Here is a 26,181-nt window from a genome sequence, read left to right on the forward strand (position 1 = left end):
GCGCGTCTCACGATTTTGGGGGTAAGGTCCTCGACGCCGCGCACTGGGTGGGGGCTATTACGCGCAGCGCCGAGGGAAGCTATATGCAGCTACACCCTCAATATGCGTAGTGAACAAGGCGGCAATATGATTGCAACAGGGCGCTTTGGGGGAAGAATGAGGACGAAATATGTCTTGGAGACGGCGCGTCTACGATGGCGAAGGTTATTGTACGGCAACAGCCAAGCGCATGGTGAGCTGATTTTCCGATCCAACACGTTGGTAAGAAACGTCTTTTGCCAGATCTTGTATCAGGAACCAGCCGAAGCCACCCTCGGGGAGATCACCAGGCTCCACATCGACAGAAACACGTTGACCCATTGGTGTGGTACCATCTGGCATTGCGAGGCCTTGGTCAGTTACTTGCAGGTGCAACCCGTCTTTTTGATGCGCACAAGCAATGGTGAAATATCCCGCCGTGGCAGGATCTGGATAGGCGTGTTCCACGATATTGTTCAGGGTCTCGGCCAGAACCAGTTCGACCGTGCCTGCCTCTTCCACGCTGAGCTCAAGTGGTTGCAGCGCGTGCAGAAATTGCCCCAAGGCTTTGCGCACAGCCATGTCGCTGCTTTTCACCGATATCTCGAAAGGGGGCAGATTTGCCATTTGTTCGATCTTTTCCTGGTGTTTTGCTCAGTGTTGCAACTCGGCCAACGCGCCATCCAACGTCGAGAAGACGCTGAAAACAGTGTCCATTCGTGTCAATTGGAACACGCGTTCCACCGTTGGCGTGAGACCTGCGAGGGCCATCTTGCGTTCTGCCCCAAGGCTTTTCATGGCGGCAACAATCGCCCCAAGCCCGCTGGAGTCGATGAACTGAACCTGGCTTAGATCGAGCACAACCGTGTCTGGCCCGTTTTCGGTCTCAACACGCATCGCATCCTTGAATTCCAGGGCAACCGCAGCATCGATACGGTCTTCCTTTACCGATACGATGCGCAACTGCTCTTCTGTTTTCGTGGAGAGTTGCATTATATAGCCTCACTACTCGTTTGATTGTTCAGTACTTGGCAAATCTTACGAAATTCTTAGGCATCGAAAGGACGAGATCATGCGCGACGTCGTGATTGCCGGGGCGGCCCGGACGCCGATGGGCGGATTTCAGGGTGATTTTTCCAACCTGGACGCTTCTGATCTTGGGGGGGTGGCAATCAGGGCAGCGATGACGGATTCAGGCCCCGCACAAATACAGGAAGTGCTGATGGGCTGCGTTTTGCCCGCAGGACAAGGTCAGGCGCCTGCGCGACAGGCGGGGTTCAAGGCCGGATTAGGCGAAGATGTGCCCGCCACTACCCTCAACAAGATGTGTGGATCCGGCATGAAAGCTGCGATGATTGCCTTTGACCAGATAGCCCTCGGACATACGGATGTGATGGTCGCGGGCGGCATGGAGAGCATGACCAAAGCCCCGTATATGCTGCCAAAAATGCGGGGTGGGGCGCGTTTGGGCCATGCTCAGGTTATCGATCACATGTTCCTCGATGGGTTGGAGGATGCCTATGACAAGGGCCGCCTGATGGGCACCTTTGCAGAGGATTGCGCCGAAACGTACCAGTTCACACGCGAGGTGCAGGACAGCTATGCGCTGGCGTCGCTGTCACGTGCGCTTGAGGCGCAGAAGACCGGCGCTTTCGACGGTGAAATTGCCGCGGTCAGCGTGCCGTCGCGCAAAGGGGCGGTGACGGTTTCGGCGGATGAACAACCCGGCAACGCACGCCCCGAAAAGATCCCGCAGTTGAAACCGGCCTTCCGCGACGGGGGGACAGTGACGGCCGCAAACTCGTCCTCCATTTCCGACGGGGCGGCGGCGCTCGTTCTGGCGGGGGTGGATGCTGCCGAAGCGCAGGGGCTGAAAGTTCGTGCGCGTATTGTGGGCCATGCCAGTCACGCTCAGGCCCCCGGGCTCTTCACCACGGCGCCGGTGCCCGCTGCGCAAAAGCTGCTCGACCGGATTGGCTGGGACAAAGGCAGTGTCGATCTGTGGGAGGTGAATGAAGCCTTTGCCGTGGTACCACTGGCCTTCATGCGCGAGATGGGGCTCGATCATGAGATCGTCAATGTGAACGGCGGGGCCTGCGCGCTGGGTCATCCGATTGGCGCCTCCGGTGCGCGCATCATGGTGACGCTGTTGAATGCGATGGAGAAACGGGACGTCAAACGGGGCGTGGCCGCGATTTGCATCGGTGGCGGCGAGGGCACTGCTATCGCCATTGAACGCGTATGACGGTTGATTACAATGCGTTGAAAAAGTCCATCGCTGCGCTGACGGAGGGCGAAACCGACGCGGTAGCGCTCATGGCGACCGTGACATGCGAGGTGCACCACTCGGATGATCGCTTTGATTGGACCGGGTTTTACCGGGTCACCGAACCCGAGCTGTTGAAAATCGGTCCCTATCAGGGTGGGCACGGGTGTCTTGTCATTCCTTTTTCGCGTGGCGTTTGCGGCGCGGCGGCGCGGACTGGCGAGGTGCAGCTGGTGCCGGATGTCGAGGCTTTCGAGGGGCATATCGCCTGCGCGAGTTCCACACGGTCCGAATTGGTACTGCCGGTGCGCAATGAGGCAGACGAGATCATTGCGGTTTTCGATATCGACAGTGATCAGCCGGATGCTTTCAACAGACGCGACGCTATTGCCCTGGCTGACATACTGAAATCGGTGTTCGTGCATATCTGACAAGCTTGATAAAAAACCATTCTGGCTGTTTCTGTCTTGCGTCTGGACATAGCGGCGGCACGGTCTTTCCTTGCTGATATCGCCTCATGGATGGGTGCTGACACTTTCCTACGTGGCAGAGCCCATCCGGCCTGACTGTATACTGTTGCCGACCGTGAAAAAGTTCTGGATTTTTTCACTAGAATCGTTAACGTGAACAAAACGCCGATTTTTTCACGAGACCGATGCGCCACGATCTTCCGACTCATTCCGATACGCTGGGGGCTGACCTGCGGGCCTTGCGCAAATCACGCGGGCTGACTCTCAGCGATCTGGCGGAGAGGTTGGGTCGCTCGGTGGGCTGGCTGAGTCAGGTCGAGCGGGACATGTCGGAACCCTCGATCACCGATCTGCGCCATATCGCGGAGGCACTGGAGGTTTCGGTCTCAATCCTCTTTCGGCATGCGGCAGCGCCCGCCCATGAGGCGGGCTATGTGGTGCGCAAAACGGCACGCCGCAAGATTGGCAACACGGTGGCCGGGTTGGTTGAAGAACTGCTCTCCCCCGATCTGACAGATGATTTCGAGATGGTGCACTCGACCTTCGAACCGCAGAGCCGCATCACCGACACCGTGACAAGGCCCACGCAGGAGGTGGGATATCTCGTGTCAGGACGGCTCGATCTGGAGATCGGTGGCACCACCCACACGATCACCCCCGGTGACAGCTTTCGCATTCGCGGCGAGGCGTTCCGCTGGGCCAACCCCTATGACAAACCTGCCGTGGCCATCTGGGTCATTGCCCCCCCGGTGTATTGAATGAGCTTCGAGGCCTGGACCATATTCGCGCTGTTCTGGGTGGTCTTCGTGACCACGCCGGGGCCGAATGCGGTGAATTGCATCACCAATGGGATGCATCTGAGCTTCCCCCGCGCCATGGTTGGCGTGCTGGCGATCCTGACGCAGGCGAGCCTGTTTCTGCTGCTCTCTGCACTGGGGATCACGGCGCTGATCGCCGCCTCGCCTACCGGGTTCTTCATTGCCAAGCTGGTGGGGGCGGGGTTCCTGATTTATCTGGGTGTGCGCGGCTGGATCCTGGCCAAGCGCCCCGTGGTGGTTGGCGACCGCCCGGCAAAATCGGTCTATCTGCACGCGCTGGCGGTGGCGACGATCAACCCAAAGAGCGTGGCCGGTTACCTCGCAGCTTTTTCGCAATTTGTGCAGCCGGATGTGCCGATCTGGGAGCAGATGGCGGTGATCGTGCCCACGGCGCTGACCATCACGGCGCTCAGCTACAGCGGGTTTACGCTGCTGGGGGCCGGGCTGGGACGTGCCGCTTTGGGGGCGGTGTTCAACATCTGGGTGCGCCGCGTGCTGGCGGCCTGTTTCGTGATTTACGGTGTCCTTTTGGGCACATCCACCACACCGGGGAGGGCGTGAGATGATCTCTGGAAGCTGTTTGTGTGGCGCGGTCACTTATACGGCCAAGGGGGAGCCGGGCGCACCTGCGGCCTGTCACTGCATGCAATGCCGCAAGCAGTCGGGGCATGTCTGGGCGTCGTCTTATGTCGAGGACGGGGCGTTGGAGATTTCCGGCCCGGTGCGTTGGTTCCAGTCGTCCCCGAAGGCCAAGCGCGGCTTCTGCCCAACCTGTGGGTCGGCGCTGTTCTGGGACCACGAAGATGATCCGTTCATCTGTTTTTCCACCGGCTCGATTGACGGGCCGACGGGGCTGCGCCTGCGCGGCCACATCCATACCGCCACAAAAGGCGATTATTACACAATTTCGGCTGATGAGCCGCAAAGGGAGACCTAAACCATGGCAGATTTTCCAACAACGGCTCGCGTGATCATCATCGGCGGCGGTGTTGTCGGCGCCTCGACGCTCTATCACCTCGCCAAGGCGGGCTGGACCGATTGTGTGCTGTTGGAGAAAAACGAACTGACGGCTGGTTCGACCTGGCACGCGGCGGGCAACTGCCCGAACTTCGCGGGCTCCTGGGCGGTCATGAACATGCAGCGCTATTCGCTGTCGATGTACCGGACGCTGGCGAAGGACGTCGACTACCCGATGAACTACCACGTCACAGGCGCGCTGCGGCTGGCGCATTCCAAGGACCGGATGATGGAGTTCGAGAGAGTCGCCTCGCAAGCCCGTTATCAGGGTCTTGAGATGGACATCTGCACACCCGAGGAATTGAAAGAACACAACCCGTTCATGGAGACGCATGATCTGGCAGGCGGCCTTTGGGATCCACTGGATGGCGACATTGACCCCGCACAGCTGACGCAGGCGCTGGCCAAGGGCGCGCGGGATGCAGGTGGGCGGATTGAACGCTTCTGCCCGGTCACGAGCATCGAGCGCGATGGCGACGAGTGGATCGTGAAGACCGAGAAGGGCGACATTCGCTGTGAATATGTGGCCAACTGCGCAGGCTACTACGCGCAGCGCGTGGGCGAGATGTTCAAGCCCTTCGGCGGGCGCACGGTGCCGATGGTCGTGATGAGCCACCAGTATTTCCTGACCGATGAGATTCCCGAATTGGCCGAGTGGACCAAGGAGAAGGGCCACAAGATGCCGATGATCCGTGACGTGGATATTTCGTATTATCTGCGCCAGGACAAGAACGGTCTGAACCTCGGGCCATACGAGCGGAACTGCAAGGCGCATTGGGTGACGCCCGACGATCCGATGCCGGAGGATTTCTCCTTCCAGCTCTATCCGGATGATCTGGAGCGGCTGGAGTTCTACATCGAGGACGCGATGGAGCGGGTGCCTGCGCTGGGGACGGCGGGCGTTGGCCGGAACATCAACGGCCCGATCCCCTATGCCCCCGACGGATTGCCGATGATCGGCCCGATGCCGGGGGTGAAGAATGCCTTTGAGGCGCATTCCTTCACCTTTGGGATCGCGCAGGGTGGGGGTGCCGGTAAGTGCCTGTCCGAGTGGATCATGCACGGCGAGACCGAGCTGGACATGTGGGCCGTCGATCCGCGCCGCTACACCGATTATGCGGATCACGACTATTGCCTGTCCAAGGCGCTGGAAACTTATGGCCACGAATACGCGATGCATTTCCCGCATCACGAATGGCCTGCCGGGCGCGACAAGAAGCTGTCACCGAACCACGCACGCCTGCTGGCAGACGGCGGCCAGATGGGTGCCTATAACGGGTGGGAGCGGGCGAATTGGTTCGCGAAAGATGGTGACGACACCTCCGAGGCAGCGACCGAGACATGGGATCGCAACGGCCCCTGGGCGGTACGCGTCAAGGAAGAGGTAGAGGCTGTGTGCAACGGCGCAGGCGTGCTCGATATGCCGGGCTTCTCGCGCTACACGCTCAGCGGTGAGGGTGCAGCCGAATGGCTGCGTGGTCAGATTGCCGGTGCGCTGCCCAAAGCGGGGCGGATGAACCTTGGCTACTTCACTGACAGCCGTGGTAAGATCGTGACCGAAGTCACCATCGTCCGCTGGGGCGAGGATGACTTCTGGCTGATGACGGCGGCTGTGGCGCAATGGCACGACTTTGAGTTTCTGCAAGGCCGCCTGCCCGCCGATGGCTCGCTGACTCTGACAGACATCACCAAAGAGTGGTCCGCGCATCTGCTGACCGGGCCTGCCTCGCGCGACATGCTTGCCGGTCTGACGGACGACGCGGACCTCTCCACCGGCTGGCTGACCATTCAGGAGGCGACGGTTGCAGGCAAACCGGTCAAGCTCTTCCGGATTTCCTTCGCGGGGGAATTGGGCTGGGAGGTGCATACCTCCTTTGAAGACAGCGCCGCCGTCTACACCGCGATCCGCGACGCAGGCGCCGCGCCGTTTGGGATGTTCGCGCTCAACTCCATGCGGATCGAGAAGGGCTATCGCAGCTGGAAAGGCGATCTGTCGACGGATTATTCGCTGCTCGAAGGTGGCATGGAACGCTTCATCCGCTTTGACAAGCCGCAGGATTTCATTGGCAAGGCCGCGCTGCTCAATGAAAAGCAGCAGGGCAGCAAGAAGCAGTTCGTCACGCTGGTGGTCGATGCAGGCGATCAGGACGCGCCTTACATGTCGCCGCTCTTTGTCGGAGATGAAGTTGTGGGCGAAACCACAAGTGGCGACTGGGGCTACCGGATCAACAAGTCCGTGGCCCTGGGCATGCTGCGCAAGGACCTGACGGACCCGGGCAGCGAAGTGGAGGTGGAAATCTACGGCCAACGCTACAAGGCTGTCGTGCAGCCGGATCAACCGCTCTGGGATCCCGAGAACGAAAGGATCCGTGCGTGACACAGATCACGCTTCTGGACGGAGGCATGGGGCAGGAGCTGATCCACCGCGCAGGGGATCGGCCCACGCCTTTGTGGTCGACGCAGGTGATGGCGGAGCATCCCGGCATGGTGCAGGGGGTGCATGCGGATTTCTTTGCCGCAGGGGCCACGATTGCGACGACGAATACTTACGCGATCCATCGCGACCGTCTGGAAGACACACCCCTTGCGGGGCGTTTCGAGGCCCTGCATGCAACAGCACTTGCAGAGGCCAAAGCCGCCCGCGCGGCACACGGAGCGGGCCGCATCGCGGGAGGGATCGGCCCGCTTGGTGCAAGTTACCAGCCCGACCTGCATCCCGCGTCGGACATCTCTGTGCCGCTCTTTGCCGAGGTGGCGCGCGCGCTGGCCGCAGATGTCGATTTTCTGATCCTTGAGACTGTGGCCTCTGTCGATCATGCGCGCGACGCGCTGGCAGGCGCGCGGCAGACCGATCTGCCGGTCTGGCTGTCGCTCACCGTGTCCGATACCGACGGGACACGCCTGCGCTCGGGCGAGCCGCTTGAGGACGCGAGGGCGGTTGCGGCAGAGGCCGACGCGGTGCTGATCAACTGTTCAGCCCCCGAAGCGGTCACCCAGGCCATGCCGATCATTGCGGAGCTGGGAAAGCCCTTCGGCGGCTATGCCAATGCCTTTGAGATGATCACTGAGGATTTCCTCAAGGCCAAACCCACCGTCGACGCGCTGAAAGCGCGTAGGGATATGGGCCCCCGCGCTTACGCCGGATACGTCATGCAATGGGTGGGCCTCGGGGCCACCATTGTCGGCGGGTGCTGTGAAGTCAGCCCCGCGCATATCGCTGAAATCGCACGGCGGCTGCGGGCCGTCGGTCACACCATCGTTTAAAGGAAACACTGCTCATGGCTCTGCCACCGTCTCACGCGCGCGTTGTCATCATCGGGGGGGGCGTCATCGGCTGCTCCGTCGCCTATCACCTGACCAAACTGGGGTGGACCGATGTGGTCCTGCTGGAGCGCAAGCAGCTGACGTCCGGTACGACGTGGCACGCGGCGGGCCTCATCGCACAGCTGCGCGCGACCGCGAATATGACCAAGCTGGCGAAGTACTCCCAGGAGTTGTACGGCAATCTCGAAGAGGAAACCGGCGTCGCCACCGGGTTCAAACGTTGTGGGTCGATCACCGTGTCGCTGACCGAAGAGCGCCGCGAGGAGATCTTGCGGCAGGCGGCGATGGCGCGCGCGTTCGGCGTGGAGGTCGAGGAAATCTCGCCCTCCGAGGTTAAGGAACGCTACGAGCATCTCAACATCAAGGGGGTGACCGGGGCGGTCTATCTCGACAAGGACGGGCAAGGGGACCCCGCGAACATCGCGCTGGCGTTGGCCAAGGGCGCGCGGCAACGCGGCGCGCAGGTGCTGGAGCGCACCAAGGCCACCCGTATTGTGCGCGAGGGCAAGCGGGTCACCGGTGTCGACTGGGAGCAGGGTGGCGAGAGCGGCCATATCACGGCCGATATGGTGGTGAACTGCGGCGGCATGTGGGCGCATGAGGTGGGCCGCATGGCGGGCGTGAATGTGCCGCTGCACGCCTGTGAGCACTTCTACATCGTGACCGAGGCCATTGCGGGGTTGACCCAATTGCCGGTGCTGCGGGTGCCGGATGAATGCGCGTATTACAAGGAAGATGCGGGCAAGATGCTGCTGGGTGCGTTTGAGCCCAACGCCAAGCCCTGGGGCATGGACGGCATCCCGGCGGATTTTGAATTCGACCAGCTGCCGGAGGATTTCGACCACTTTGAGCCGATCCTCGAAGCTGCTGTGGAACGTCTGCCGATGTTGGCAGAGGCCGGTATTCACACCTTCTTCAACGGGCCCGAGAGCTTCACGCCCGATGATGCCTATCACCTGGGTCTGGCGCCGGAGCTCGATAACTTCTGGGTCGCTGCAGGCTTCAATTCCATCGGTATCCAGTCTGCTGGCGGTGCGGGCATGGCGCTGGCACAGTGGATGGAGGATGGCGACAAGCCTTTCGATCTCGGTGACGTCGACATCAGCCGGATGCAGCCGTTTCAGGGCAACAAAAAGTACCTCTTTGAACGCGCGACTGAGTCGCTGGGCCTGCTCTATGCCGACCACTTCCCGTTCCGCCAGAAGGAGACCGCGCGGGGCATCCGCCGCTCGCCGTTCCATCAGCATTTCATCGACAATGGCGCGGTGATGGGCGAATTTGCGGGCTGGGAACGCGCGAACTGGATCGCTAAGCCGACGCAGACGGCGGAATATGAATACACGTGGAAGCGGCAGAATTTCTTCGACAACGTCGCCGAAGAGGTTACCGCGATCCGCAACAATGTCGGCATGTACGACATGTCGTCTTTCGGGAAGATCCGGGTCGAGGGGCGCGATGCGGTGGCTTTCATGAACCATGTGGGCGGCGGGCAGTACGACGTGCCGGTGGGCAAGATCGTCTACACCCAGTTCCTCAACCAGCGCGGCGGGATCGAGGCGGATGTGACGGTGACGCGGGTCTCGGAGACCGCGTTCCTCGTGGTGACCCCGGCGGCGACGCGGCTGGCCGATCAGACATGGATGCAGCGCCATGTGGGCGACTTCAATGTGGTGATTACGGACGTGACTGCGGGCGAGGGCGTGCTGGCCGTGATGGGCCCCCGGTCGCGGGAACTGCTGCAGATGGTCTCGCCCAACGACTTCTCCAACGAGGTGAACCCTTTCGGTACCGCGCAGGAGATCGAATTGGGCATGGGGATGGCCCGGGTGCACCGGGTCACCTACGTGGGTGAGCTCGGTTGGGAGGTCTACATGAGCACCGATATGGCAGGCCATGTGTTCGAGACGCTGATGGAGGCGGGCGCGGCGCTCGACCTCAAGCTTTGCGGGATGCACATGATGGATTCGGCGCGAATCGAGAAGGGTTTCCGCCACTTCGGGCATGACATCACCTGCGAGGACCACGTGCTGGAAGCGGGGCTGGGTTTCGCGGTGAAGACCGACAAGCCGGACTTCATCGGGCGGGACGCGGTGCTGCGCAAGAAGGAAGAGGGGCTGAAGAACCGGCTCTTGCAGTTCAAACTGACCGACGCGGAGCCGCTGCTCTATCACAACGAGCCGATCATGCGGAATGGCGAGATCGTGGGCTACCTCGCCTCCGGTGCGTATGGGCATAGTCTCGGCGCGGCGATGGGCCTCGGCTATGTGCCGTGCGCCGGCGAGACGGCGGCCGAGGTGCTGGCTTCGGAGTATCATATCGACGTCGCAGGCACGCTGGTGAAGGCAGAGGCATCGCTGAAGCCGATGTACGACCCGAAATCCGAGCGGGTGAAGGTCTGAGCGCACGGTGGGCTGAAGCCCACCCTACCCGAAAGCAGGTAAGGTGGGCTTTAGCCCACCCCCCTTTACGCGCACCGCGAGGGTTGAACATCGCGCCGGCATCTGCGATCCGGCGGCATGAGCGATATCTACGCCCCGCCTCAAGACCCTTTGGTCGTGCTGCATGAAGACGCAGAAGTGCTGCTGGTGGACAAGCCTGCGGGTCTGTTGTCAGTGCCGGGCAAAGGGCCGGAGCTGGCCGACTGCCTGCTGAACCGCGTGCAAGCCGCATTTCCTGATGCGCTGCTCGTGCATCGACTTGATCGCGACACCTCGGGCGTGATGATTTTCGCGCTGACCCCCCATGCGCAGCGCCATCTCGGGCTGCAATTCGAAAAGCGGATGACGCGGAAAACCTATGTTGCCCGCGTCTGGGGCGTACCGTCGGAGAAGACCGGCACCGTCGATCTGCCGCTGATCGTCGACTGGCCAAACCGACCGCGACAGATGGTGGATCACGCTAACGGCAAACCGGCTCAGACCGACTGGCGCGTGCTGAAAAATGAGGGCAACACATCACGTGTCCGTCTGCACCCCAAGACCGGGCGCAGTCATCAACTGCGCGTGCATATGCTGGCGCTCGGTCACCCGATTCTCGGGGATCCCTTCTATGCCACCGGCCCTGCACGCGCCTTTCCACGCCTGATGTTGCACAGCGAAGAGCTGCGGTTCAAACATCCACAGGGCGGTCGCTCCATGAAAATTAGGACCGCTGCGCCCTTCTGACCCTTTCAAGATCGCCGTTACCATCTGGGTTGACATGATACCTTATGGTTTCGTAAAAGGAACACCAATTGGTATCATATTGGAGGAGACATGACCCCTGTACAATCCACCTTTCGCGCCTTGGCGGACCCAACCCGGCGCGACATTCTGCTGATGCTGCGGGATCGCGACCTGACGATCGCCGAAGTTGCGCAGAATTTCGACATGACCCGCGCCGCGGTTAAAAAGCACCTGACCGTGCTGTCTGACGGCGGGTTGATCACCGTGCGCGCCCAGGGCCGCGAGCGGATCAACCAGCTGAACCCGAAGGGTATCAGTCCTGTTTTCGACTGGCTGAGCTACTTCGACGGCTTCTGGGACGATCATCTTTCGGCACTGAAAATTGCAATCGAAAAGGATAGTAAATGACTGACACAGTTTTACGGAAAACCATTTTCCTCAAGGCATCCCGGGCCAAGGTCTGGGCCTATCTCACCGAACCTGAACACCTTGCCGAATGGTTCCATCCCCCCAAGGTCACGCTGACCGCGGGCACAAAGTTGGAAATGTTCGGAGCGCAAAGCGGTGACAAGCTGATCTGGGGAGAGGTCAAGGCAGCCCGAGAGCCGGAGTATCTGGAATACAGCTTCACCGTGAAGCCAATGGGCGATGCGGAAAGCTTAGTGAAATGGACCCTCACGGAGGTGGCCGGTGGCACACAGCTGTCACTGGAACATGAAGGCTTGCCGCAGGGCGCTGAAGCCTTTGATTTGACACTGTCGCTTGACAAGGGATGGGACGGTCATCTCATGGACATGCGCAAGGCTGTGCATGGTGAAGCCGCTTGATGGGGAAAGAGCCACTTGTTGCGAGTGGCTCTTTGCCAACACTGGCATTTTGAGATCGTGATCTGGGAAAGTGACCACGTTGCCTTCATCAAGTGACTACGCTGATGTTCTGCAGTTTGGGATGATCGCGCGACGACTTAATGATCACCCAGGTGGCTCAATGCGAGCCTGGGTAGCAAAGCACTTTCATGTCTATTGTCGGTGCCGGGGTAACGGTACCGATCCGCTCCAATACATTGCGGTAGGACGCAGCAGCCAACCGAATGAGAGTAGTCTCAGCAGATGACCGTTTACCGTTATGTGGTTGAGCAGTCATCGCGTGCGCCGCGTGTTCTTTTCCAGGGGCGGCGGCGTTGTTCCCTGGACGCGATGCGGTCCTGTCCGGGTCAGTTTTGGTACGGTCTGATGCCGTGTTGGAGGTTTTGCATTTGGCCGAAGCTTGCCGTGTCGTTTTCCGATCGGAGAAGCCATGACCCTCAGGCCGTTCTGGCTTCGATGGTTTGGGAGCTTGGCCTCTCAGGTGTGCAATCAAGGTATCAGCGGCGGCGTTAATACGGGCCATGTGGCGCGATGATCGTGCTGGATCACTGGACCGGTCGGGATGATACTTAAATGCCAGCTCACGCCGGACCCGCCGCACATCGGCCAGAGTCGCCTCGTCAGTCATGCCCAGGACGCGGGCTGCATGTTCTGGTGTTGCTGACATTTTACCTCCGACGCCCGATTGAATGAGTTAAGACAACTCAACTATATTGAGAAAAATTTTAAACGAATACGCATACATTTATTCGTGGTTAACTGCGCCATCCAAATACTGAGTGTTCTGCCAGTTTGATGGATCTGATTGGTTCGTCGGGGGCCTTGGTCGGCCGCATCACTGGTTGGCGTGGTGGATCAGCGGGAAAGACGAAAACGAATGTCATTTTGTAAATTTATCGGCAATCGACCGGTGAGCACTCGCGCATTCAGATGACCCCGAAACCGAAGACCAGCGCCGATTGGCGTCTTTGCCCCCTTCGACGGTGCCGCAGAAGGCGCTACTGATTGCTCGCTGGAAGGTCGCCGCCAAGGTCAGCGGTCTCGGAAATGATCCTCTGCATCGGTCACATCGACACCCAGGGCCTCAAGTCCGGCTTCCAGATGATCTGGAAGTTCGGGTATTCCGGATAGATAGTTCTCCGTCGGCGCGGTCGCCTCGGTTGTCGCAGTGGCAAGCGCCTCGGCCCAGTCTTCCGGTTCAAAACTATCGCGTCCCACCCACATGATCGCAACAAGGTTGGCAGCTTCTTCGTCGTTCAGGTTCGAGATATAGTTGTGAAGCTGGCTGCTTTCCGGTCCATACTCTCGGGCGAGAAAAATCACGCGGACGACTTTGTTTGTGCTGATGTCTGGCAATTTGAGACCTTCCCGTTCTGTGTTACGAGCGCACGAGATAGTCAAACGTAGACGGTCAAAATTGGCAAGTAAGATCAGCGTCGAAAACTGAATATCCGACACCGAGCATTCTGATTTTGACGTCGCCGGGCCCGTGTCCAGATCGACAGAGATGCACCTACACGGCTGCGATGCATGACCTTGCTGTGTTGAATTCTGTTAAACGCTTAGTGAAGAGACGGCTAATGGCTTGGTCCGGTCAATGACCTCACTAACGCAAACGCCGGGTTGAGCAGCTGCGCAGGTATTTGAGAAGGTGGATGGACCAAATAAAATTTGCCCTGGTGGCCTGAAAATACGAATATTTAAAAGGAGATTTGGTGCCCAGGAGAGGACTCGAACCTCCACGTCCATACGGACACTAGCACCTGAAGCTAGCGCGTCTACCATTCCGCCACCTGGGCAGGTGTCGTGAGGCTTGCCTTTAAGCCGATGTCGCTGGGGTGTCAAACGGAAACTGGTGATTTTGCGAACCATGCAGGTTCAACCTTGCCTAGGTCATTTGGCGGTCCCTTAAGCTTTATGTGCCTCTCGCCATTCGGGTGTTGTTTGCTGATTTGCGCCTTGTTTCGAAGGGTATGCGGGGGTACATCGTGATAGACGGCGTTGAAAGAGGCTCATCATGTCGAAACTGGTCACGATCTACGGAGGATCCGGCTTTGTCGGGCGTTACATTGCGCGACGGATGGCCAAGGCGGGGTGGCGCGTGCGTGTCGCGGTGCGGCGCCCGAACGAGGCGATTTTCGTCAAGCCCTACGGCGTTGTTGGGCAGGTTGAACCAGTGCTGTGCAATATCCGCGATGACAACTCGGTACGCGCGGTCATGTCCGGGGCGGACGCCGTCGTCAACTGTGTTGGTATTCTGGCTGAGAGTGGCAAGAATCAGTTTGATACTGTGCAGGCCGAAGGTGCCGAACGGGTGGCGCGTCTCGCAGCCGAGGAGGGTGTCGACCGGCTGGTGCACATCTCTGCTATTGGCGCGGATGCCGCTTCTGACAGCGACTATGCCCGTACGAAAGCCGAAGGAGAGGCCGGCGTCCTAGAGCATATGCCCGAAGCGGTGATCTTGCGTCCGTCCATCGTTTTTGGCGCCGAGGATCAGTTTTTCAATCGTTTCGCGTCGATGAGCCGTCTCGGCCCGATCCTGCCGGTTGTTGGCGCGGAGACAAAGTTCCAACCGGTTTATGTTGATGATGTCGCGCGGGCGGCTGAATTGGCGCTGACCGGCGACGCGTCTGCAGGTATCTATGAGCTGGGCGGCCCTGATGTCGCAAGCTTCCGCGAACTGATGCAGCAAATGCTTGAGGTGATTCACCGGCGCCGGTTGGTCGTGAGCATTCCGTTCTTTTTTGCCCGCATAATGGCGTTTGGTTTTGACATGCTGCAGGCGGTGACGCTTGGGCTTGTTACCAATTCGATGATCACCCGGGATCAGGTGCGTAACCTCGCCAATGATAATGTGGTCAGTGACAACGCAAAGGGGTTCGCCGCGCTGGGTATAACGCCGGTGTCTCTGGCGTCCGTGTTGCCCGACTACCTGTGGCGCTTCCGCCCGTCAGGTCAGTATGATGCGATCAAGGATTCCGCGAAGAACCTGCGCACCTAAGTGTAGGCGTAGATCAGCAGTGCGATACCCAGAATAACGCGATAGATCACGTAGGGTGTGAAGCTGACGCTGTGCAGCAGTCGCATCATGATGCTCAGTGCCAGCAAAGCCGATGCAAAGGCAAAGGCGGCAGCAATCAGACCATCGCGTGCCACCGCCCAATCAGCTTCCTGGACGACATCAACGCCGAGCAGCACCCCTGAGGCCGCAATGGTCGGAATAGACATCAACATGGCCAGCTTGGCAGAGCTTTCCCGGTCGTAGCCAAGCCTGCGTGCGGCAGTGATCGTGATGCCCGAGCGTGATGTGCCAGGAATAAGGGCCAACATCTGTGCGAGCCCCATCGTCACCGCGTCCTTGAGCCGCCAATCAGTTGCCGTACGATCATATGTGCCAGTTTTGTCCGCCCAATAAAGCACGATTCCGAACCCCAACATGGCCCAGCCGATGACGGTCACGGATCGCAACATGTCATCTAGTCCGGCCAGTTTGACCACTGTTCCCGCAATCACCACCGGAATGGTTGCCGCTACAAGGCAAAGTGCGAGGAACGCACCTTGCGTATCGACACGCCCGCGAAGTAAGCGCAGACTGCCTTGCAGGGCAATTTTCACATCCGCCCGGAAGTAGAACACCACGGCGAAGAGTGTGCCCACATGTACGGCCACATCGATGGCCAGCCCCTGATCCTGCTCACCGGTGAGCGCTGGCAGCAGGATGAGGTGCCCTGAAGAGCTGACCGGCAGAAACTCGGTCAGACCCTGAATGGCTGCAACAAGGAAGAGGTGGAAGAGCGTCATGAAACGGTCCGGGCTGACTGCAGGCCTTTGTGGTATAAGGTCAGGGAATCAAATGAAAAGCCTGAATAAAGGACCGAATCGGAATTAGTTTTCGTTTGGGAGAGCTTTTTTGCGCCGATAAACGCCAAATTAAATGATTATAGGTAACCTTTACTGACTTTATTTTCCTTTTGAGTTCGCGTATGCGTGCGGTTCTGGGACTTACGTGGAGGACGCGAGCTGTGGCTGAGCAACCTATGTTGAAATTCGTGACGGTCGGGCGCGACATGCCCGAAAAGCGTGACGCAGGTGTGCGCCGCGACGACTTCAACGAGATTTATGCCGAGTACGCAGAGGCCAAGGCGCAGGAGCAATCAAGTCGCTGCAGTCAATGCGGTGTACCCTATTGCCAGAGCCATTGTCCGCTGCACAACAACATCCCTGACTGGTTGAAGTTGACCGCCGAAGGCCGCTTGCAGGAGGCTTATGAGGTCAGCCAGGCGACGAACACCTTCCCGGAAATCTGCGGCCGGATTTGCCCGCAGGACCGTCTGTGCGAAGGCAATTGCGTGATTGAACAATCCGGCCATGGCACCGTGACCATCGGTGCGGTGGAGAAATACATCACCGACACGGCGTGGGAGCAGGGCTGGGTCCAGCCCATCGCACCGCGGGCCGAGCGCAGCGAGAGCGTGGGCATCATCGGCGCGGGCCCCGGCGGGCTGGCGGCGGCAGACGTGCTGCGCCGCGAAGGTGTGCAGGTGACCGTCTATGACCGCTACGACCGCGCCGGCGGGCTGCTGACTTATGGCATCCCGGGCTTCAAGCTGGAGAAGGATGTGGTCATGCGCCGTAACGACCAGCTAGAGCAGGGCGGCGTGACCTTCGAGCTCAATACCAATGTGGGCGAGGACATCAGCTTTGATGACCTGAGGGCGAAGCATGACGCGGTGATCATTGCCACAGGTGTCTATAAATCAAGGGAAATCGAGGCGCCGGGCGTGGGTGTAACCGGCCTTGTGCGGGCGATTGATTTCCTGACAGCAAGCAACCGCAAGAGCTTTGGCGACGCGGTGCCGGAATTTGATTCCGGGGCGCTGAATGCCGAAGGCAAACGCGTAGTCGTGATCGGCGGCGGTGACACGGCGATGGACTGTGTGCGCACCTCCGTCCGGCAAGGCGCAACGAGCGTGAAATGCCTCTACCGCCGCGACCGGGCGAACATGCCGGGCTCACAGCGTGAGGTCCAGAATGCTGAAGAAGAGGGCGTGATCTTTGAATGGCTTTCGGCGCCCAAGGGCTTTGTCGGCGATCCGGTGACCGGTGTGATGGTGCAGAAGATGCGTCTTGGCGCGCCCGATGCAACCGGCCGGCAGGCACCGGAGGTAATCGACGGTGCTGACTATGTGGAAGACGCCGATCTGGTAATCATGGCGCTGGGGTTCGAGCCCGAGGCGCTGCCCACGCTCTGGGATCAGCCGGAATTGCCGGTCACGCGCTGGGGCACGATCAAGGCGGCGTTCACGACGGGTGCCACCGATCTCGACGGCGTCTATGCGGTGGGCGACATCGTGCGGGGTGCCAGCCTCGTCGTCTGGGCCATTCGCGACGGGCGGGATTGCGCCGAGGCGATCCTGAAGCAGATGGGCGATGCGGCGGCAATGGCCGCTGAGTAACTCCCGCCCGCAGACGCAGCTTCCTAACCGAACACAGTGTAGCACAGCACACCTTAAAGGACAGCAATCATGACCCAAGAGGGCAAGAGAGCCATTTTGACACGATCTGCAGCACTCGCGTTGCTGCTGTCGGCTGCTGCCCCCATTGTATTGGCCGAAGATCGCGTGCGGGTCCCGAACGCCTGTACAGCGGTGGCGACCGTGCACAAAAACAGCTGCGTCACGACGTCCATTATGCAATGTGCGAACAGCAGCTGGCAGGCGCTGACCTTTCGGCGCGGCAAGCCCCTTGGCACGACCCATTATGATCGTGACTGGGCGTTTGTGAAATGGGAGACACATGACGCCAACAGCCTGACGATGGAACATGTGCCTGGATCAGGCATCAGCATGAACATTCGTGACCTGATGGACATTGGCTATCACGAGGCGCAGGGCGAATTTGTGCTGACCACGAATATCATCGACGGCCAACCCTATGTATTGAGCGGTAGAACCGAGTATTCGGGCACCAATGTGACGGTCGGCGACGAGGAATTTCTGGTCTTCAAGGCCGACCGCCTGTTTGAGCGTGAAGCAGGGGCAGGCGGTTTGGCATTCAACGTGGACGTGCTGGTATCGCTCAGCCGCGAGTTGGTGATCGAAGGCAAATGGTCTCGACGTGTGTTGGATGGGGACGAAGAGGTGCTGGATTATACGCCACGGGCAATTTACGAACGCGGCGATCCGGGTTTCCTGGCCGCAACCTCGGAGTTTGGCTGTGAGTGAGGCGGGGCAAATTCTCAATGGACGGTGCCTGTGCGGCGCGGTCAAAGTCAGCGTCCTGTCGGACAACCTGCGCCTGCGGGCGTGCCATTGCGATATGTGCCGCCGCCACACCTCGGGCATGTTCATCTCGGTGGATACGCTACCCGGCACTTTGACCGTCGAGGGTCCCGCGGAGAGCTTTGTGTCCTCGGACTGGGCGGAGCGGGGGTTCTGCGGAAAATGCGGGTCCACTCTGTGGTACGGCACGCTGCATGACGGCATACGTCACCCGGCGGCGGGCCTATTTGAGAATGCTGCCGGTGGGCAGATGAAGCTGGAGTTCTTTATCGACCGCTGCCCCCAGGGCTACGGGCTTGCCGGCGAACACAAGCGGCTGAGCACGGAAGAGACCATCGCAATGTTTTCGGGTGAAGGAGAGGGCACATGAGCCGGATCACAAATGCAAGATGTCTCTGCGGCGCAGTAAAATTCTCTGCCCGGCTGCCGGATACGGAGATTCACGCCTGCCATTGTGCGCAATGCCAGCGCTGGACCGGGGGCGGGCCGCTCCTGACGGTGCGCGTGCAGGAGGTTTCGACGACAGGTGCCGACGCGATCCGGGCCTACCACGCCAGCGCCCATGGCGAGCGCGCCTTTTGTGGCATCTGTGGTACAACCCTGTACTGGAGAATGCAGGGGCACGATATCGCGTATCTGCCGGTCGGATTGTTCGAAGACCAGAGTGGTCTTGCGGTGGGCGACGAGATTTTTGTGGATCACCGCCCCAGCTGGCTGCCAGCCTGGCCGGAGGCCACACAACGTGACGAAGCCGAGATGCAGACCGAGCTTGCCGCCTTTCTTGAAGGAGACGCCAAATGACCAAATATGATGATGCCTGGGTGGCCCGTGAGGATGCCAAACGTGCCTATATGGCAGAGCACGGGCTTTATGCCGAGAGTGAGGAGCATTCTTCCTGCGGCGTGGGTCTGGTGGTTTCCGTCGATGGCAAGAAGAGCCGGGGCGTGGTGGAAAACGGGATCAAGGCGCTGAAGGCGATCTGGCACCGGGGCGCTGTGGATGCGGATGGCAAGACTGGCGATGGCGCCGGCATTCACGTGCAGATCCCGGTGGAGTTCTTTTACGACCAGGTCAAGCGCACCGGCCACGATCCGCGTGCAAATGAGATGATAGCTGTGGGGCAGGTGTTCCTGCCGCGCACGGACTTCGGCGCGCAGGAGACCTGTCGGACCATCGTCGAGACCGAAGTCCTGCGCATGGGATATTACATCTACGGTTGGCGCCACGTGCCGGTGGATATCTCCTGTCTCGGCGAGAAGGCCAACGCGACCCGGCCCGAGATCGAGCAGATCCTGATCTCCAATGCCAAGGGCGTGGATGAGGACACTTTCGAGCGCGAACTTTATGTCATACGACGGCGTATTGAAAAGGCGGCGCTCGCGGCACAGGTGCCGACGCTCTACATCGCGTCGATGTCCTGCCGGTCGATCATCTACAAGGGCATGATGCTCGCCGAGCAGGTGGCGGAGTTCTACCCTGATTTGATGGATGAGCGTTTCGAGAGCGCCTTTGCGATCTATCACCAGCGCTATTCGACGAACACCTTCCCGCAGTGGTGGCTGGCGCAGCCGTTCCGCATGCTGGCGCACAACGGCGAGATCAACACGCTGAAGGGCAACCTCAACTGGATGAAGAGCCATGAGATACGCATGGCGTCTGGTGCCTTTGGCGAGATGGCCGAGGATATTAAACCCATCGTCGCCTCCGGGTCCAGCGACAGTGCGGCGCTAGACGCGGTCTTCGAGGTGCTCGTACGGGCGGGGCGGAATGCGCCAATGGCCAAGACGATGCTGGTGCCAGAAAGCTGGTCGAAGCAGGCGGTGGAGCTGCCGCAAAGCTGGCGCGACATGTATTCCTATTGCAACTCCGTCATGGAGCCCTGGGATGGACCCGCCGCCTTGGCGATGACCGACGGGCGCTGGGTTTGCGCCGGGCTGGACCGCAACGGTCTGCGGCCGATGCGCTATGTGGTGACGAATGACGGCATGGTCATCGCCGGATCAGAAACCGGTATGGTGCCGCTGGATGAGGCCACGGTGGTGGAAAAAGGCGCGCTCGGACCCGGGCAACTGCTGGCGGTCGATATGGCCGAGGGCAAGCTCTATCACGATCAGGCCATCAAGGATGCGCTGGCAGCCTCACAGCCGTTTGGGGACTGGGTGGGCAAGATCAACGACCTGGAAAAAGCGCTCGATGACGTCTCCGAGAAAGCGCTGTTCAGCGGGGCCGAACTGCGGCGCCGCCAGGTGGCCGCGGGCTATACCGTTGAAGAACTGGAACAAATTCTGGCGCCTATGGCAGAAGATGCCAAGGAAACGCTGGCCTCAATGGGCGATGACACGCCCTCTGCCGTGCTTTCGGGCCAATACCGCCCGCTGAGCCATTTCTTCCGTCAGAACTTCAGTCAGGTGACCAATCCACCGATTGACTCCTTGCGCGAATACCGGGTGATGAGCCTGAAAACGCGGTTCGGCAATCTCAAGAACGTGCTCGATGAAGACAGCAGCCAGACCGAGATTTTCACGCTCGACAGTCCCTTTCTGGGCAATGCGCAGTTTGACGAGCTGATCCGGCATTTCAACGCGGATGTGGTGACCATCGACTGCACCTTTGCGCCGGGACGCGGCAACCTCAGCGCGGCGCTGGAAGCGATCCGCGCCGATGCCGAAGACGCTGTGCGCTCGGGCGCCGGGCACATCGTGCTGACCGACCAGATGTCGGACGCGGACAAGGTCGGTATGCCGATGATCCTCGCCACCTCGGCGGTGCACAGCCATCTGGTGCGCAAGGGGCTGCGGACTTTCACCTCGATCAACGTCCGTTCTGCCGAATGTGTCGACCCGCATTACTTTGCGGTGCTGATCGGCGCGGGGGCGACCACGGTAAACGCCTATCTGGCGGAGGATTCGCTGGCTGACCGCATCGACCGCGGGCTGCTCGACATGAGCCTGACCCAGGCGATTGACCGCTACCGCATCGCCATCGATCAGGGCTTGCTCAAGATCATGGCCAAGATGGGGATTTCGGTGATCTCCTCTTATCGCGGCGGTCTGAATTTCGAAGCCGTGGGGCTTAGCCGGGCCATGTGTGCGGAGTATTTCCCGGGCATGACCAGCCGGATTTCGGGCATTGGTGTCAGCGGTATCCAGCGTAAGGCCGAAGAGGTGCACGCCAAGGCCTGGGGCGGTCCGGCCTCGGTGCTGCCCATCGGCGGGTTCTACAAAGCGCGGCAGTCGGGCGAGACCCATGCGTGGGAAGCGACCTCGATGCATATGATGCAGATGGCCTGCAATCGCGCGTCTTACGAGATGTGGAAACAGTATTCCAAGAAGATGCAGAGCAACCCGCCGATCCATCTGCGTGATCTGCTGGACATCAAACCGCTGGGCACGCCGGTGCCGATTGAGGAAGTGGAAAGCATCACCTCCATACGCAAGCGTTTTGTCACGCCGGGCATGAGTCTCGGCGCGCTGAGCCCTGAGGCGCATAAGACACTGAACGTGGCGATGAACCGGATCGGCGCGAAATCGGATTCTGGTGAAGGCGGCGAGGATCCGGCGCATTTCGTGCCGGAGCCGAATGGCGACAATCCGTCCGCGAAGATCAAGCAGGTGGCGTCGGGGCGCTTTGGCGTGACGGCGGAGTATCTGAACCAGTGCGAAGAGCTGGAGATCAAGGTCGCGCAGGGCGCGAAGCCCGGCGAAGGCGGGCAGTTGCCCGGCATGAAGGTCACCGACTTGATAGCGCGGCTCAGGCATTCGACCAAGGGCGTCACGCTTATCTCGCCGCCGCCGCACCACGATATCTATTCCATCGAGGATCTGGCGCAGCTGATCTATGACCTCAAGCAAATCAACCCGCGCTGCAAGGTGACGGTGAAGCTGGTGGCCTCCTCCGGTGTGGGCACGATTGCCGCGGGGGTGGCCAAGGCCAAGGCCGATATCATCCTGATTTCCGGGCACAATGGCGGCACGGGCGCCTCGCCCGCGACTTCGATCAAATATGCCGGATTGCCGTGGGAGATGGGCCTGACCGAGGCGCATCAGGTTTTGTCGATGAACAACCTGCGCGACCGGATCACGTTGCGTACAGATGGTGGTTTGCGGACGGGCCGCGACATTGTGATGGCGGCGATGCTGGGGGCCGAGGAATACGGCATCGGCACTGCGGCACTGATCGCGATGGGCTGTATCATGGTGCGGCAGTGTCAGTCGAATACCTGCCCGGTGGGCGTGTGTACGCAGGACGAAAGCCTGCGGGCCAAGTTCAGTGGCAATGCTGACAAGGTGGTGAACCTGATCACCTTCTATGCGACCGAGGTGCGCGAAATCCTTGCGTCGATTGGCGCGCGGAGCCTTGACGATGTGATCGGGCGGGCGGATCTGCTGGCGCAGGTCTCGCGCGGTTCGGCGCATCTGGATGATCTGGATCTCAACCCGCTGCTGATCACCGTCGATGGCGCGGCGGAGATCGTTTACGACCGGGCCAAGGCGCGGAACGCCGTGCCTGATACGCTGGACGCGGAGATCGTGCGCGACGCAGCGCGGTTCCTTGAGGACGGCGAGAAGATGCAACTGTCCTACGCGGTGCAAAATACGCATCGGACGGTCGGCACCCGCACGTCGAGCCATATCGTGAAGCAGTTCGGGATGCGCAACACACTGCAGCCGGATCATCTGACCGTGAAGCTCAGCGGCTCTGCCGGGCAGTCGCTGGGGGCTTTTGCGGCACCCGGGCTGAAGCTGGAGGTATCGGGCGACGCCAACGACTACGTGGGTAAAGGCCTGTCGGGCGGCACGATCGTGGTCCGCCCGCCGATGGCCTCGCCCATCGAGGCATCGAAAAATACGATCATCGGCAATACCGTGCTTTACGGTGCCACCGACGGGCATCTCTTCGCCGCTGGTCGCGCGGGCGAGCGCTTTGCCGTGCGGAACTCCGGCGCGAAGGTGGTGATTGAGGGCTGCGGCTCGAACGGGTGCGAGTACATGACTGGGGGGGTCGCTGTGATCCTCGGTGATATCGGTGCCAACTTCGGTGCGGGCATGACCGGCGGAATGGCGTATCTCTATGACCCCGAGGGTCGCGCGCCCGCGCTGATGAACATGGAGACCCTGGTGACCTGTCCGGTCACGGTCGATCACTGGCTGGGACAGTTGGAAGAATTGCTGGAGATGCATCTGAGCGAAACCGGCAGTCGGCGGACCGCGGACATTCTGCAACACTGGGAAAGTGAGAAGGCGCATTTCCTTCAGGTTTGCCCGAAGGAGATGCTGGTGCATCTGCCTGCACCGCTGGGCATTGAGGATCAGGCGGTCCCTGCCGAATAGTAAACGGCGCGGCGGTTCACAAGACCGCCGCGCAGGCTTATAGCTGGCTCATGGCAAAACGCGTCACGAAAAAGAACACCCGGTCGCGCAAGAAACCGGCCCGTCAAAACCCGCTACGGCGGGTTTTGCGGTTTCTGACCCGCGCGACTCTTGTGCTGGCGGTTGTGATTCTGGGATTGATTGCGCTGGGGGCTGTAGTGAACCCACCGACAACGCCCTACATGTTTGCCCAGTCCCGTGCCCTTGGTGGAGTATCGCAGGATTGGGTGGAGCTTGACGATGTCTCCCCGGTGATGGCGCGCGCGGTCGTCGCCGCCGAAGATGCCAACTTCTGTACCCATTGGGGGTTCGATCTGCCGGCAATCAAGAAAGCAATTGAAGATGGCGGAACCCGCGGAGCGTCAACGCTGAGCCAGCAGACGGTGAAAAACGTGTATCTCTGGCACGGCCGTAACTACACGCGTAAGGCGATGGAGGCGCTTTTGACGCCGATCCTGGAAGCGATCTGGTCCAAACGCCGCATTGTCGAAGTTTATCTAAACGTCGCCGAATTCGACAAAGGCGTCTTTGGCGTCAAAGCGGCAGCACGCCATTATTTCGGCGTTCGACCCGATCAACTCTCGGGCGTTCAGGCCGCGCGCCTTGCTGCCATATTGCCGGACCCAAAAGGACGATCCGCCAGCAAACCCTCCGCCTTCGTGCAGAAAAGGGCTCGCGCGATCCTATCCGGGGCAGCAACAATCGGCAAAGATGGCCGCGCTGCCTGTTTCGAGAGTTGAAACCGGCGAGCGTTGCGGGCATTGAGGAGGGGTTACGCAACCACTCGGAACTCTCGATGGCACGCCTGTTTCATGTCCCCCTCTCCCCATTTTGTCGCAAGGTGCGTCTGAGCCTCGCGGAGAAGAAAGTCGAGGTTGAACTGGTCGAGGAAAAGTACTGGGAGCAGGACCCGGACTTTATGCGACGCAACCCGGCTGGCAAGGTGCCTGTCTTGCGGCTTGACGGGGTGATGATGGCCGAAAGCGCCGCGATCTGCGAATACATCGAGGAAACGCGCCCTGACCCCGCGCTGATGCCAAAGGACGCCGTTGCCCGCCAGGAAGTGCGCCGCCTCGTCAGCTGGTTCGATGACAAGTTCCACCATGAGGTAACGTCCAAATTGCTCTATGAGCGGGTGAACAAGAAGGTGATGGGCCACGGCTATCCCGATAGTTCCAACGTCAAGGCCGGTGCCAAAGCGATCAAGTATCATCTGGATTACATGACGTGGCTGCTCGACCACCGCCGCTGGTTGGCGGGGGATGTGATGACACTGGCCGACTTTGCAGCCGCCGCGCATCTGAGCGCGCTGGACTACATCTCTGACGTGGATTGGAACCGATCCGACGTCGTCAAGGACTGGTATGCCAAGATCAAGTCGCGGCCAGCCTTCCGGTCCATTCTGGCCGATCAGGTGCCAGGATTTCCGCCACCGAAACACTACAATGATCTCGATTTCTAGTAACATGTCATGGGCAATCGTTTGCCTGGCCTGACGGAACGCCTGAAGGCGGAGGCGGATGCTGCCGGGTTTGTGGCGTGCCGCATTTGCAGACCGGATGCGGTACCCGAGGTGGCGGAGCGGTTGAACGCCTTTGTCGCAGCGGGCTATCACGGCCAGATGGCGTGGATGGCCGAGCGGATGCACTGGCGCGGAAATCCCGCAGCGCTCTGGCCCGAGGCGCGTTCGGTCATCATGCTGGCGGAGAGCTACACGCCAACCCACGACCCGCTGGCCATACTGCAGGAGCCTGATCGCGGCGCCATTTCGGTCTACGCGCAGGGGCGAGACTATCACGATGTGGTCAAGAAGCGCCTGAAACGGCTGGCCCGCTGGCTTTTGGCCGAGGCTGATGAGCCCGCAGAGGTCAAGGTTTTCGTGGATACCGCGCCGGTGCCGGAAAAGGCGCTGGGTGCTGCGGCGGGATTGGGCTGGCAGGGTAAACACACCAATCTTGTGAGCCGTGAGTGGGGCAGCTGGGCTTTTCTGGGGACGATTTTCACCACCTTGGAACTGCCACCTGATGCCGCAGAGGTCGATCATTGCGGGTCTTGTCGGGCGTGTCTGGACATCTGCCCGACTGACGCCTTTCCAGCGCCCTACCAACTCGATGCGCGCCGTTGCATCTCCTATCTGACCATTGAACACAAAGGCCCTATAGACGAGAGCATACGTACGCGTATTGGAAACCACATCTATGGATGTGACGACTGCCTTGCGGTCTGTCCGTGGAACAAATTTGCGGTGACCGCGCGGGACATGCGCTTGACGGCCAGACCGAAACTGACCGCGCCGCATTTGGCAGAACTGGCTCAGCTCGATGACGCTGCATTTCGGCATTTGTTTTCCGGATCGGCGGTGAAACGCATCGGGCGGGATCGCTTTGTGCGCAACGTTCTTTATGCCATCGGCAACTCGGGGCTGCTGGAATTGCGCCCTGCCGCCGCTGCGTTGGTCGGTGACCCGGATGCGACCGTTGTGGATGCTGCGATCTGGGCCGTGACACAATTGGACGCGAAATGAGGCGAAGAACTCCGCAAAGCAGCACCAAAGGTCCGATTGCGAGGAATGCAAAGGAGAGCGCTTG

Annotated in this window: 25 protein-coding genes and 1 tRNA gene; 20 read left to right on the forward strand and 6 right to left on the reverse strand. The window is 60.2% G+C overall.

Features of this window, described 5'->3' with window-relative positions; translation table 11 throughout:
* Window positions 1-204 precede the first annotated feature (204 nt).
* Window positions 205-645, reverse strand: a complete 441-nt coding sequence (locus Q1A07_RS10125; protein WP_299780327.1) for an ATP-binding protein — start codon at window positions 643-645, stop codon at window positions 205-207.
* A gap of 27 nt (window positions 646-672) precedes the next feature.
* Complete coding sequence (locus Q1A07_RS10130) at window positions 673-1,011, reverse strand: STAS domain-containing protein (RefSeq protein ID WP_299780329.1); 339 nt, start codon at window positions 1,009-1,011, stop codon at window positions 673-675.
* A gap of 79 nt (window positions 1,012-1,090) precedes the next feature.
* On the opposite strand from Q1A07_RS10130, the gene Q1A07_RS10135 reads away from it, so the two are divergent.
* The 11 genes from Q1A07_RS10135 to Q1A07_RS10185 all read left to right on the forward strand — a co-directional run bounded on the left by Q1A07_RS10135 (window position 1,091) and on the right by Q1A07_RS10185 (window position 11,904).
* Window positions 1,091-2,263, forward strand: a complete 1,173-nt coding sequence (locus Q1A07_RS10135; protein WP_299780331.1) for an acetyl-CoA C-acyltransferase — start codon at window positions 1,091-1,093, stop codon at window positions 2,261-2,263.
* Window positions 2,260-2,715, forward strand: coding sequence for a GAF domain-containing protein (locus tag Q1A07_RS10140; protein WP_299780333.1), 456 nt, complete (start codon window positions 2,260-2,262; stop codon window positions 2,713-2,715). Before Q1A07_RS10135 ends, Q1A07_RS10140 begins: the two co-directional genes overlap by 4 nt.
* A 224-nt stretch (window positions 2,716-2,939) precedes the next feature.
* A complete protein-coding gene (locus Q1A07_RS10145; protein ID WP_299780335.1) occupies window positions 2,940-3,512 on the forward strand; it encodes an XRE family transcriptional regulator in 573 nt (190 codons plus the stop codon).
* Entirely contained in the window at window positions 3,513-4,133 is a 621-nt protein-coding gene (locus Q1A07_RS10150) for a LysE family translocator (RefSeq protein ID WP_299780337.1), read from the forward strand.
* 1 nt (window position 4,134) lies between these two features.
* A complete protein-coding gene (locus tag Q1A07_RS10155) occupies window positions 4,135-4,509 on the forward strand; it encodes a GFA family protein (RefSeq protein ID WP_299780339.1) in 375 nt (124 codons plus the stop codon).
* Window positions 4,510-4,512: 3 nt separating this feature from the next.
* A complete protein-coding gene (locus Q1A07_RS10160) occupies window positions 4,513-6,966 on the forward strand; it encodes an FAD-dependent oxidoreductase (RefSeq protein WP_299780341.1) in 2,454 nt (817 codons plus the stop codon).
* Window positions 6,963-7,853, forward strand: coding sequence for a homocysteine S-methyltransferase family protein (locus tag Q1A07_RS10165; RefSeq protein WP_299780343.1), 891 nt, complete (start codon window positions 6,963-6,965; stop codon window positions 7,851-7,853). The genes Q1A07_RS10160 and Q1A07_RS10165 overlap by 4 nt, the downstream gene beginning before the upstream one ends.
* A 14-nt stretch (window positions 7,854-7,867) precedes the next feature.
* Complete coding sequence (locus tag Q1A07_RS10170) at window positions 7,868-10,312, forward strand: FAD-dependent oxidoreductase (protein WP_299780345.1); 2,445 nt, start codon at window positions 7,868-7,870, stop codon at window positions 10,310-10,312.
* A 117-nt stretch (window positions 10,313-10,429) separates the two neighbouring features.
* Window positions 10,430-11,077 (forward strand): RluA family pseudouridine synthase, encoded by a 648-nt coding sequence (locus Q1A07_RS10175; protein ID WP_299780347.1) that lies wholly within the window; start codon window positions 10,430-10,432, stop codon window positions 11,075-11,077.
* A 90-nt stretch (window positions 11,078-11,167) separates the two neighbouring features.
* On the forward strand, window positions 11,168-11,485 hold the full coding sequence (locus tag Q1A07_RS10180; RefSeq protein WP_299780349.1) for a metalloregulator ArsR/SmtB family transcription factor: 318 nt from the start codon (window positions 11,168-11,170) through the stop codon (window positions 11,483-11,485).
* Window positions 11,482-11,904: an SRPBCC domain-containing protein gene (locus Q1A07_RS10185; RefSeq protein WP_299780351.1), complete on the forward strand. Its 423-nt coding sequence runs from the start codon at window positions 11,482-11,484 to the stop codon at window positions 11,902-11,904. Before Q1A07_RS10180 ends, Q1A07_RS10185 begins: the two co-directional genes overlap by 4 nt.
* 157 nt (window positions 11,905-12,061) lie before the next feature.
* Here the strand turns inward: Q1A07_RS10185 and Q1A07_RS21925 are convergent, their stop codons facing one another.
* The 3 genes from Q1A07_RS21925 to Q1A07_RS10195 all read right to left on the reverse strand — a co-directional run bounded on the left by Q1A07_RS21925 (window position 12,062) and on the right by Q1A07_RS10195 (window position 13,742).
* A complete protein-coding gene (locus Q1A07_RS21925; RefSeq protein ID WP_366944071.1) occupies window positions 12,062-12,610 on the reverse strand; it encodes a J domain-containing protein in 549 nt (182 codons plus the stop codon).
* A gap of 365 nt (window positions 12,611-12,975) precedes the next feature.
* Window positions 12,976-13,299, reverse strand: a complete 324-nt coding sequence (locus Q1A07_RS10190) for a DUF3775 domain-containing protein (protein ID WP_299781946.1) — start codon at window positions 13,297-13,299, stop codon at window positions 12,976-12,978.
* A 357-nt stretch (window positions 13,300-13,656) separates the two neighbouring features.
* Window positions 13,657-13,742: transfer RNA gene (locus tag Q1A07_RS10195), tRNA-Leu, on the reverse strand.
* 218 nt (window positions 13,743-13,960) lie between these two features.
* Between Q1A07_RS10195 and Q1A07_RS10200 the strand changes: the two genes are divergently transcribed.
* On the forward strand, window positions 13,961-14,944 hold the full coding sequence (locus Q1A07_RS10200) for a complex I NDUFA9 subunit family protein (protein ID WP_299780353.1): 984 nt from the start codon (window positions 13,961-13,963) through the stop codon (window positions 14,942-14,944).
* Here the strand turns inward: Q1A07_RS10200 and Q1A07_RS10205 are convergent.
* Window positions 14,941-15,744 (reverse strand): undecaprenyl-diphosphate phosphatase, encoded by an 804-nt coding sequence (locus Q1A07_RS10205; RefSeq protein ID WP_299780355.1) that lies wholly within the window; start codon window positions 15,742-15,744, stop codon window positions 14,941-14,943. The two genes, Q1A07_RS10200 and Q1A07_RS10205, sit on opposite strands and share 4 nt — an antisense overlap.
* Before the next feature lie 221 nt (window positions 15,745-15,965).
* On the opposite strand from Q1A07_RS10205, the gene Q1A07_RS10210 reads away from it, so the two are divergent.
* The 8 genes from Q1A07_RS10210 to queG all read left to right on the forward strand — a co-directional run bounded on the left by Q1A07_RS10210 (window position 15,966) and on the right by queG (window position 26,117).
* Window positions 15,966-17,399 carry an NAD(P)-dependent oxidoreductase gene (locus Q1A07_RS10210; RefSeq protein WP_299780357.1) on the forward strand — a complete coding sequence of 478 codons (1,434 nt, stop codon included), beginning with the start codon at window positions 15,966-15,968 and terminating at the stop codon, window positions 17,397-17,399.
* 69 nt (window positions 17,400-17,468) lie between these two features.
* A complete protein-coding gene (locus Q1A07_RS10215; RefSeq protein WP_299780359.1) occupies window positions 17,469-18,167 on the forward strand; it encodes a hypothetical protein in 699 nt (232 codons plus the stop codon).
* Window positions 18,160-18,594: a GFA family protein gene (locus Q1A07_RS10220; protein WP_299780361.1), complete on the forward strand. Its 435-nt coding sequence runs from the start codon at window positions 18,160-18,162 to the stop codon at window positions 18,592-18,594. Before Q1A07_RS10215 ends, Q1A07_RS10220 begins: the two co-directional genes overlap by 8 nt.
* Complete coding sequence (locus Q1A07_RS10225; protein ID WP_299780363.1) at window positions 18,591-19,025, forward strand: GFA family protein; 435 nt, start codon at window positions 18,591-18,593, stop codon at window positions 19,023-19,025. The genes Q1A07_RS10220 and Q1A07_RS10225 overlap by 4 nt, the downstream gene beginning before the upstream one ends.
* Window positions 19,022-23,554: a glutamate synthase large subunit gene (gene gltB / locus Q1A07_RS10230; RefSeq protein ID WP_299780365.1), complete on the forward strand. Its 4,533-nt coding sequence runs from the start codon at window positions 19,022-19,024 to the stop codon at window positions 23,552-23,554. Before Q1A07_RS10225 ends, gltB begins: the two co-directional genes overlap by 4 nt.
* A gap of 50 nt (window positions 23,555-23,604) precedes the next feature.
* Complete coding sequence (mtgA, locus tag Q1A07_RS10235; protein WP_299780367.1) at window positions 23,605-24,333, forward strand: monofunctional biosynthetic peptidoglycan transglycosylase; 729 nt, start codon at window positions 23,605-23,607, stop codon at window positions 24,331-24,333.
* A 56-nt stretch (window positions 24,334-24,389) separates the two neighbouring features.
* On the forward strand, window positions 24,390-25,055 hold the full coding sequence (locus Q1A07_RS10240) for a glutathione S-transferase family protein (RefSeq protein ID WP_299780369.1): 666 nt from the start codon (window positions 24,390-24,392) through the stop codon (window positions 25,053-25,055).
* A 9-nt stretch (window positions 25,056-25,064) separates the two neighbouring features.
* Complete coding sequence (gene queG, locus Q1A07_RS10245) at window positions 25,065-26,117, forward strand: tRNA epoxyqueuosine(34) reductase QueG (protein ID WP_299780371.1); 1,053 nt, start codon at window positions 25,065-25,067, stop codon at window positions 26,115-26,117.
* Window positions 26,118-26,181 lie beyond the last annotated feature (64 nt).

The sequence above is a fragment of the uncultured Roseobacter sp. genome (genome assembly GCF_947492555.1).
Taxonomy (GTDB): domain Bacteria; phylum Pseudomonadota; class Alphaproteobacteria; order Rhodobacterales; family Rhodobacteraceae; genus Roseobacter.

Coding starts and splice junctions, on each gene's coding strand:
- Q1A07_RS10125 (WP_299780327.1), bottom strand. CDS start 645: ATGGCAAATCTGCCCCCTTTCGAGATATCGGTGAAAAGCAGCGACATG.
- Q1A07_RS10130 (WP_299780329.1), bottom strand. CDS start 1,011: ATGCAACTCTCCACGAAAACAGAAGAGCAGTTGCGCATCGTATCGGTA.
- Q1A07_RS10135 (WP_299780331.1), top strand. CDS start 1,091: ATGCGCGACGTCGTGATTGCCGGGGCGGCCCGGACGCCGATGGGCGGA.
- Q1A07_RS10140 (WP_299780333.1), top strand. CDS start 2,260: ATGACGGTTGATTACAATGCGTTGAAAAAGTCCATCGCTGCGCTGACG.
- Q1A07_RS10145 (WP_299780335.1), top strand. CDS start 2,940: ATGCGCCACGATCTTCCGACTCATTCCGATACGCTGGGGGCTGACCTG.
- Q1A07_RS10150 (WP_299780337.1), top strand. CDS start 3,513: ATGAGCTTCGAGGCCTGGACCATATTCGCGCTGTTCTGGGTGGTCTTC.
- Q1A07_RS10155 (WP_299780339.1), top strand. CDS start 4,135: ATGATCTCTGGAAGCTGTTTGTGTGGCGCGGTCACTTATACGGCCAAG.
- Q1A07_RS10160 (WP_299780341.1), top strand. CDS start 4,513: ATGGCAGATTTTCCAACAACGGCTCGCGTGATCATCATCGGCGGCGGT.
- Q1A07_RS10170 (WP_299780345.1), top strand. CDS start 7,868: ATGGCTCTGCCACCGTCTCACGCGCGCGTTGTCATCATCGGGGGGGGC.
- Q1A07_RS10175 (WP_299780347.1), top strand. CDS start 10,430: ATGAGCGATATCTACGCCCCGCCTCAAGACCCTTTGGTCGTGCTGCAT.
- Q1A07_RS10180 (WP_299780349.1), top strand. CDS start 11,168: ATGACCCCTGTACAATCCACCTTTCGCGCCTTGGCGGACCCAACCCGG.
- Q1A07_RS10185 (WP_299780351.1), top strand. CDS start 11,482: ATGACTGACACAGTTTTACGGAAAACCATTTTCCTCAAGGCATCCCGG.
- Q1A07_RS21925 (WP_366944071.1), bottom strand. CDS start 12,610: ATGTCAGCAACACCAGAACATGCAGCCCGCGTCCTGGGCATGACTGAC.
- Q1A07_RS10200 (WP_299780353.1), top strand. CDS start 13,961: ATGTCGAAACTGGTCACGATCTACGGAGGATCCGGCTTTGTCGGGCGT.
- Q1A07_RS10205 (WP_299780355.1), bottom strand. CDS start 15,744: ATGACGCTCTTCCACCTCTTCCTTGTTGCAGCCATTCAGGGTCTGACC.
- Q1A07_RS10215 (WP_299780359.1), top strand. CDS start 17,469: ATGACCCAAGAGGGCAAGAGAGCCATTTTGACACGATCTGCAGCACTC.
- Q1A07_RS10225 (WP_299780363.1), top strand. CDS start 18,591: ATGAGCCGGATCACAAATGCAAGATGTCTCTGCGGCGCAGTAAAATTC.
- gltB (WP_299780365.1), top strand. CDS start 19,022: ATGACCAAATATGATGATGCCTGGGTGGCCCGTGAGGATGCCAAACGT.
- mtgA (WP_299780367.1), top strand. CDS start 23,605: ATGGCAAAACGCGTCACGAAAAAGAACACCCGGTCGCGCAAGAAACCG.
- Q1A07_RS10240 (WP_299780369.1), top strand. CDS start 24,390: ATGGCACGCCTGTTTCATGTCCCCCTCTCCCCATTTTGTCGCAAGGTG.
- queG (WP_299780371.1), top strand. CDS start 25,065: ATGGGCAATCGTTTGCCTGGCCTGACGGAACGCCTGAAGGCGGAGGCG.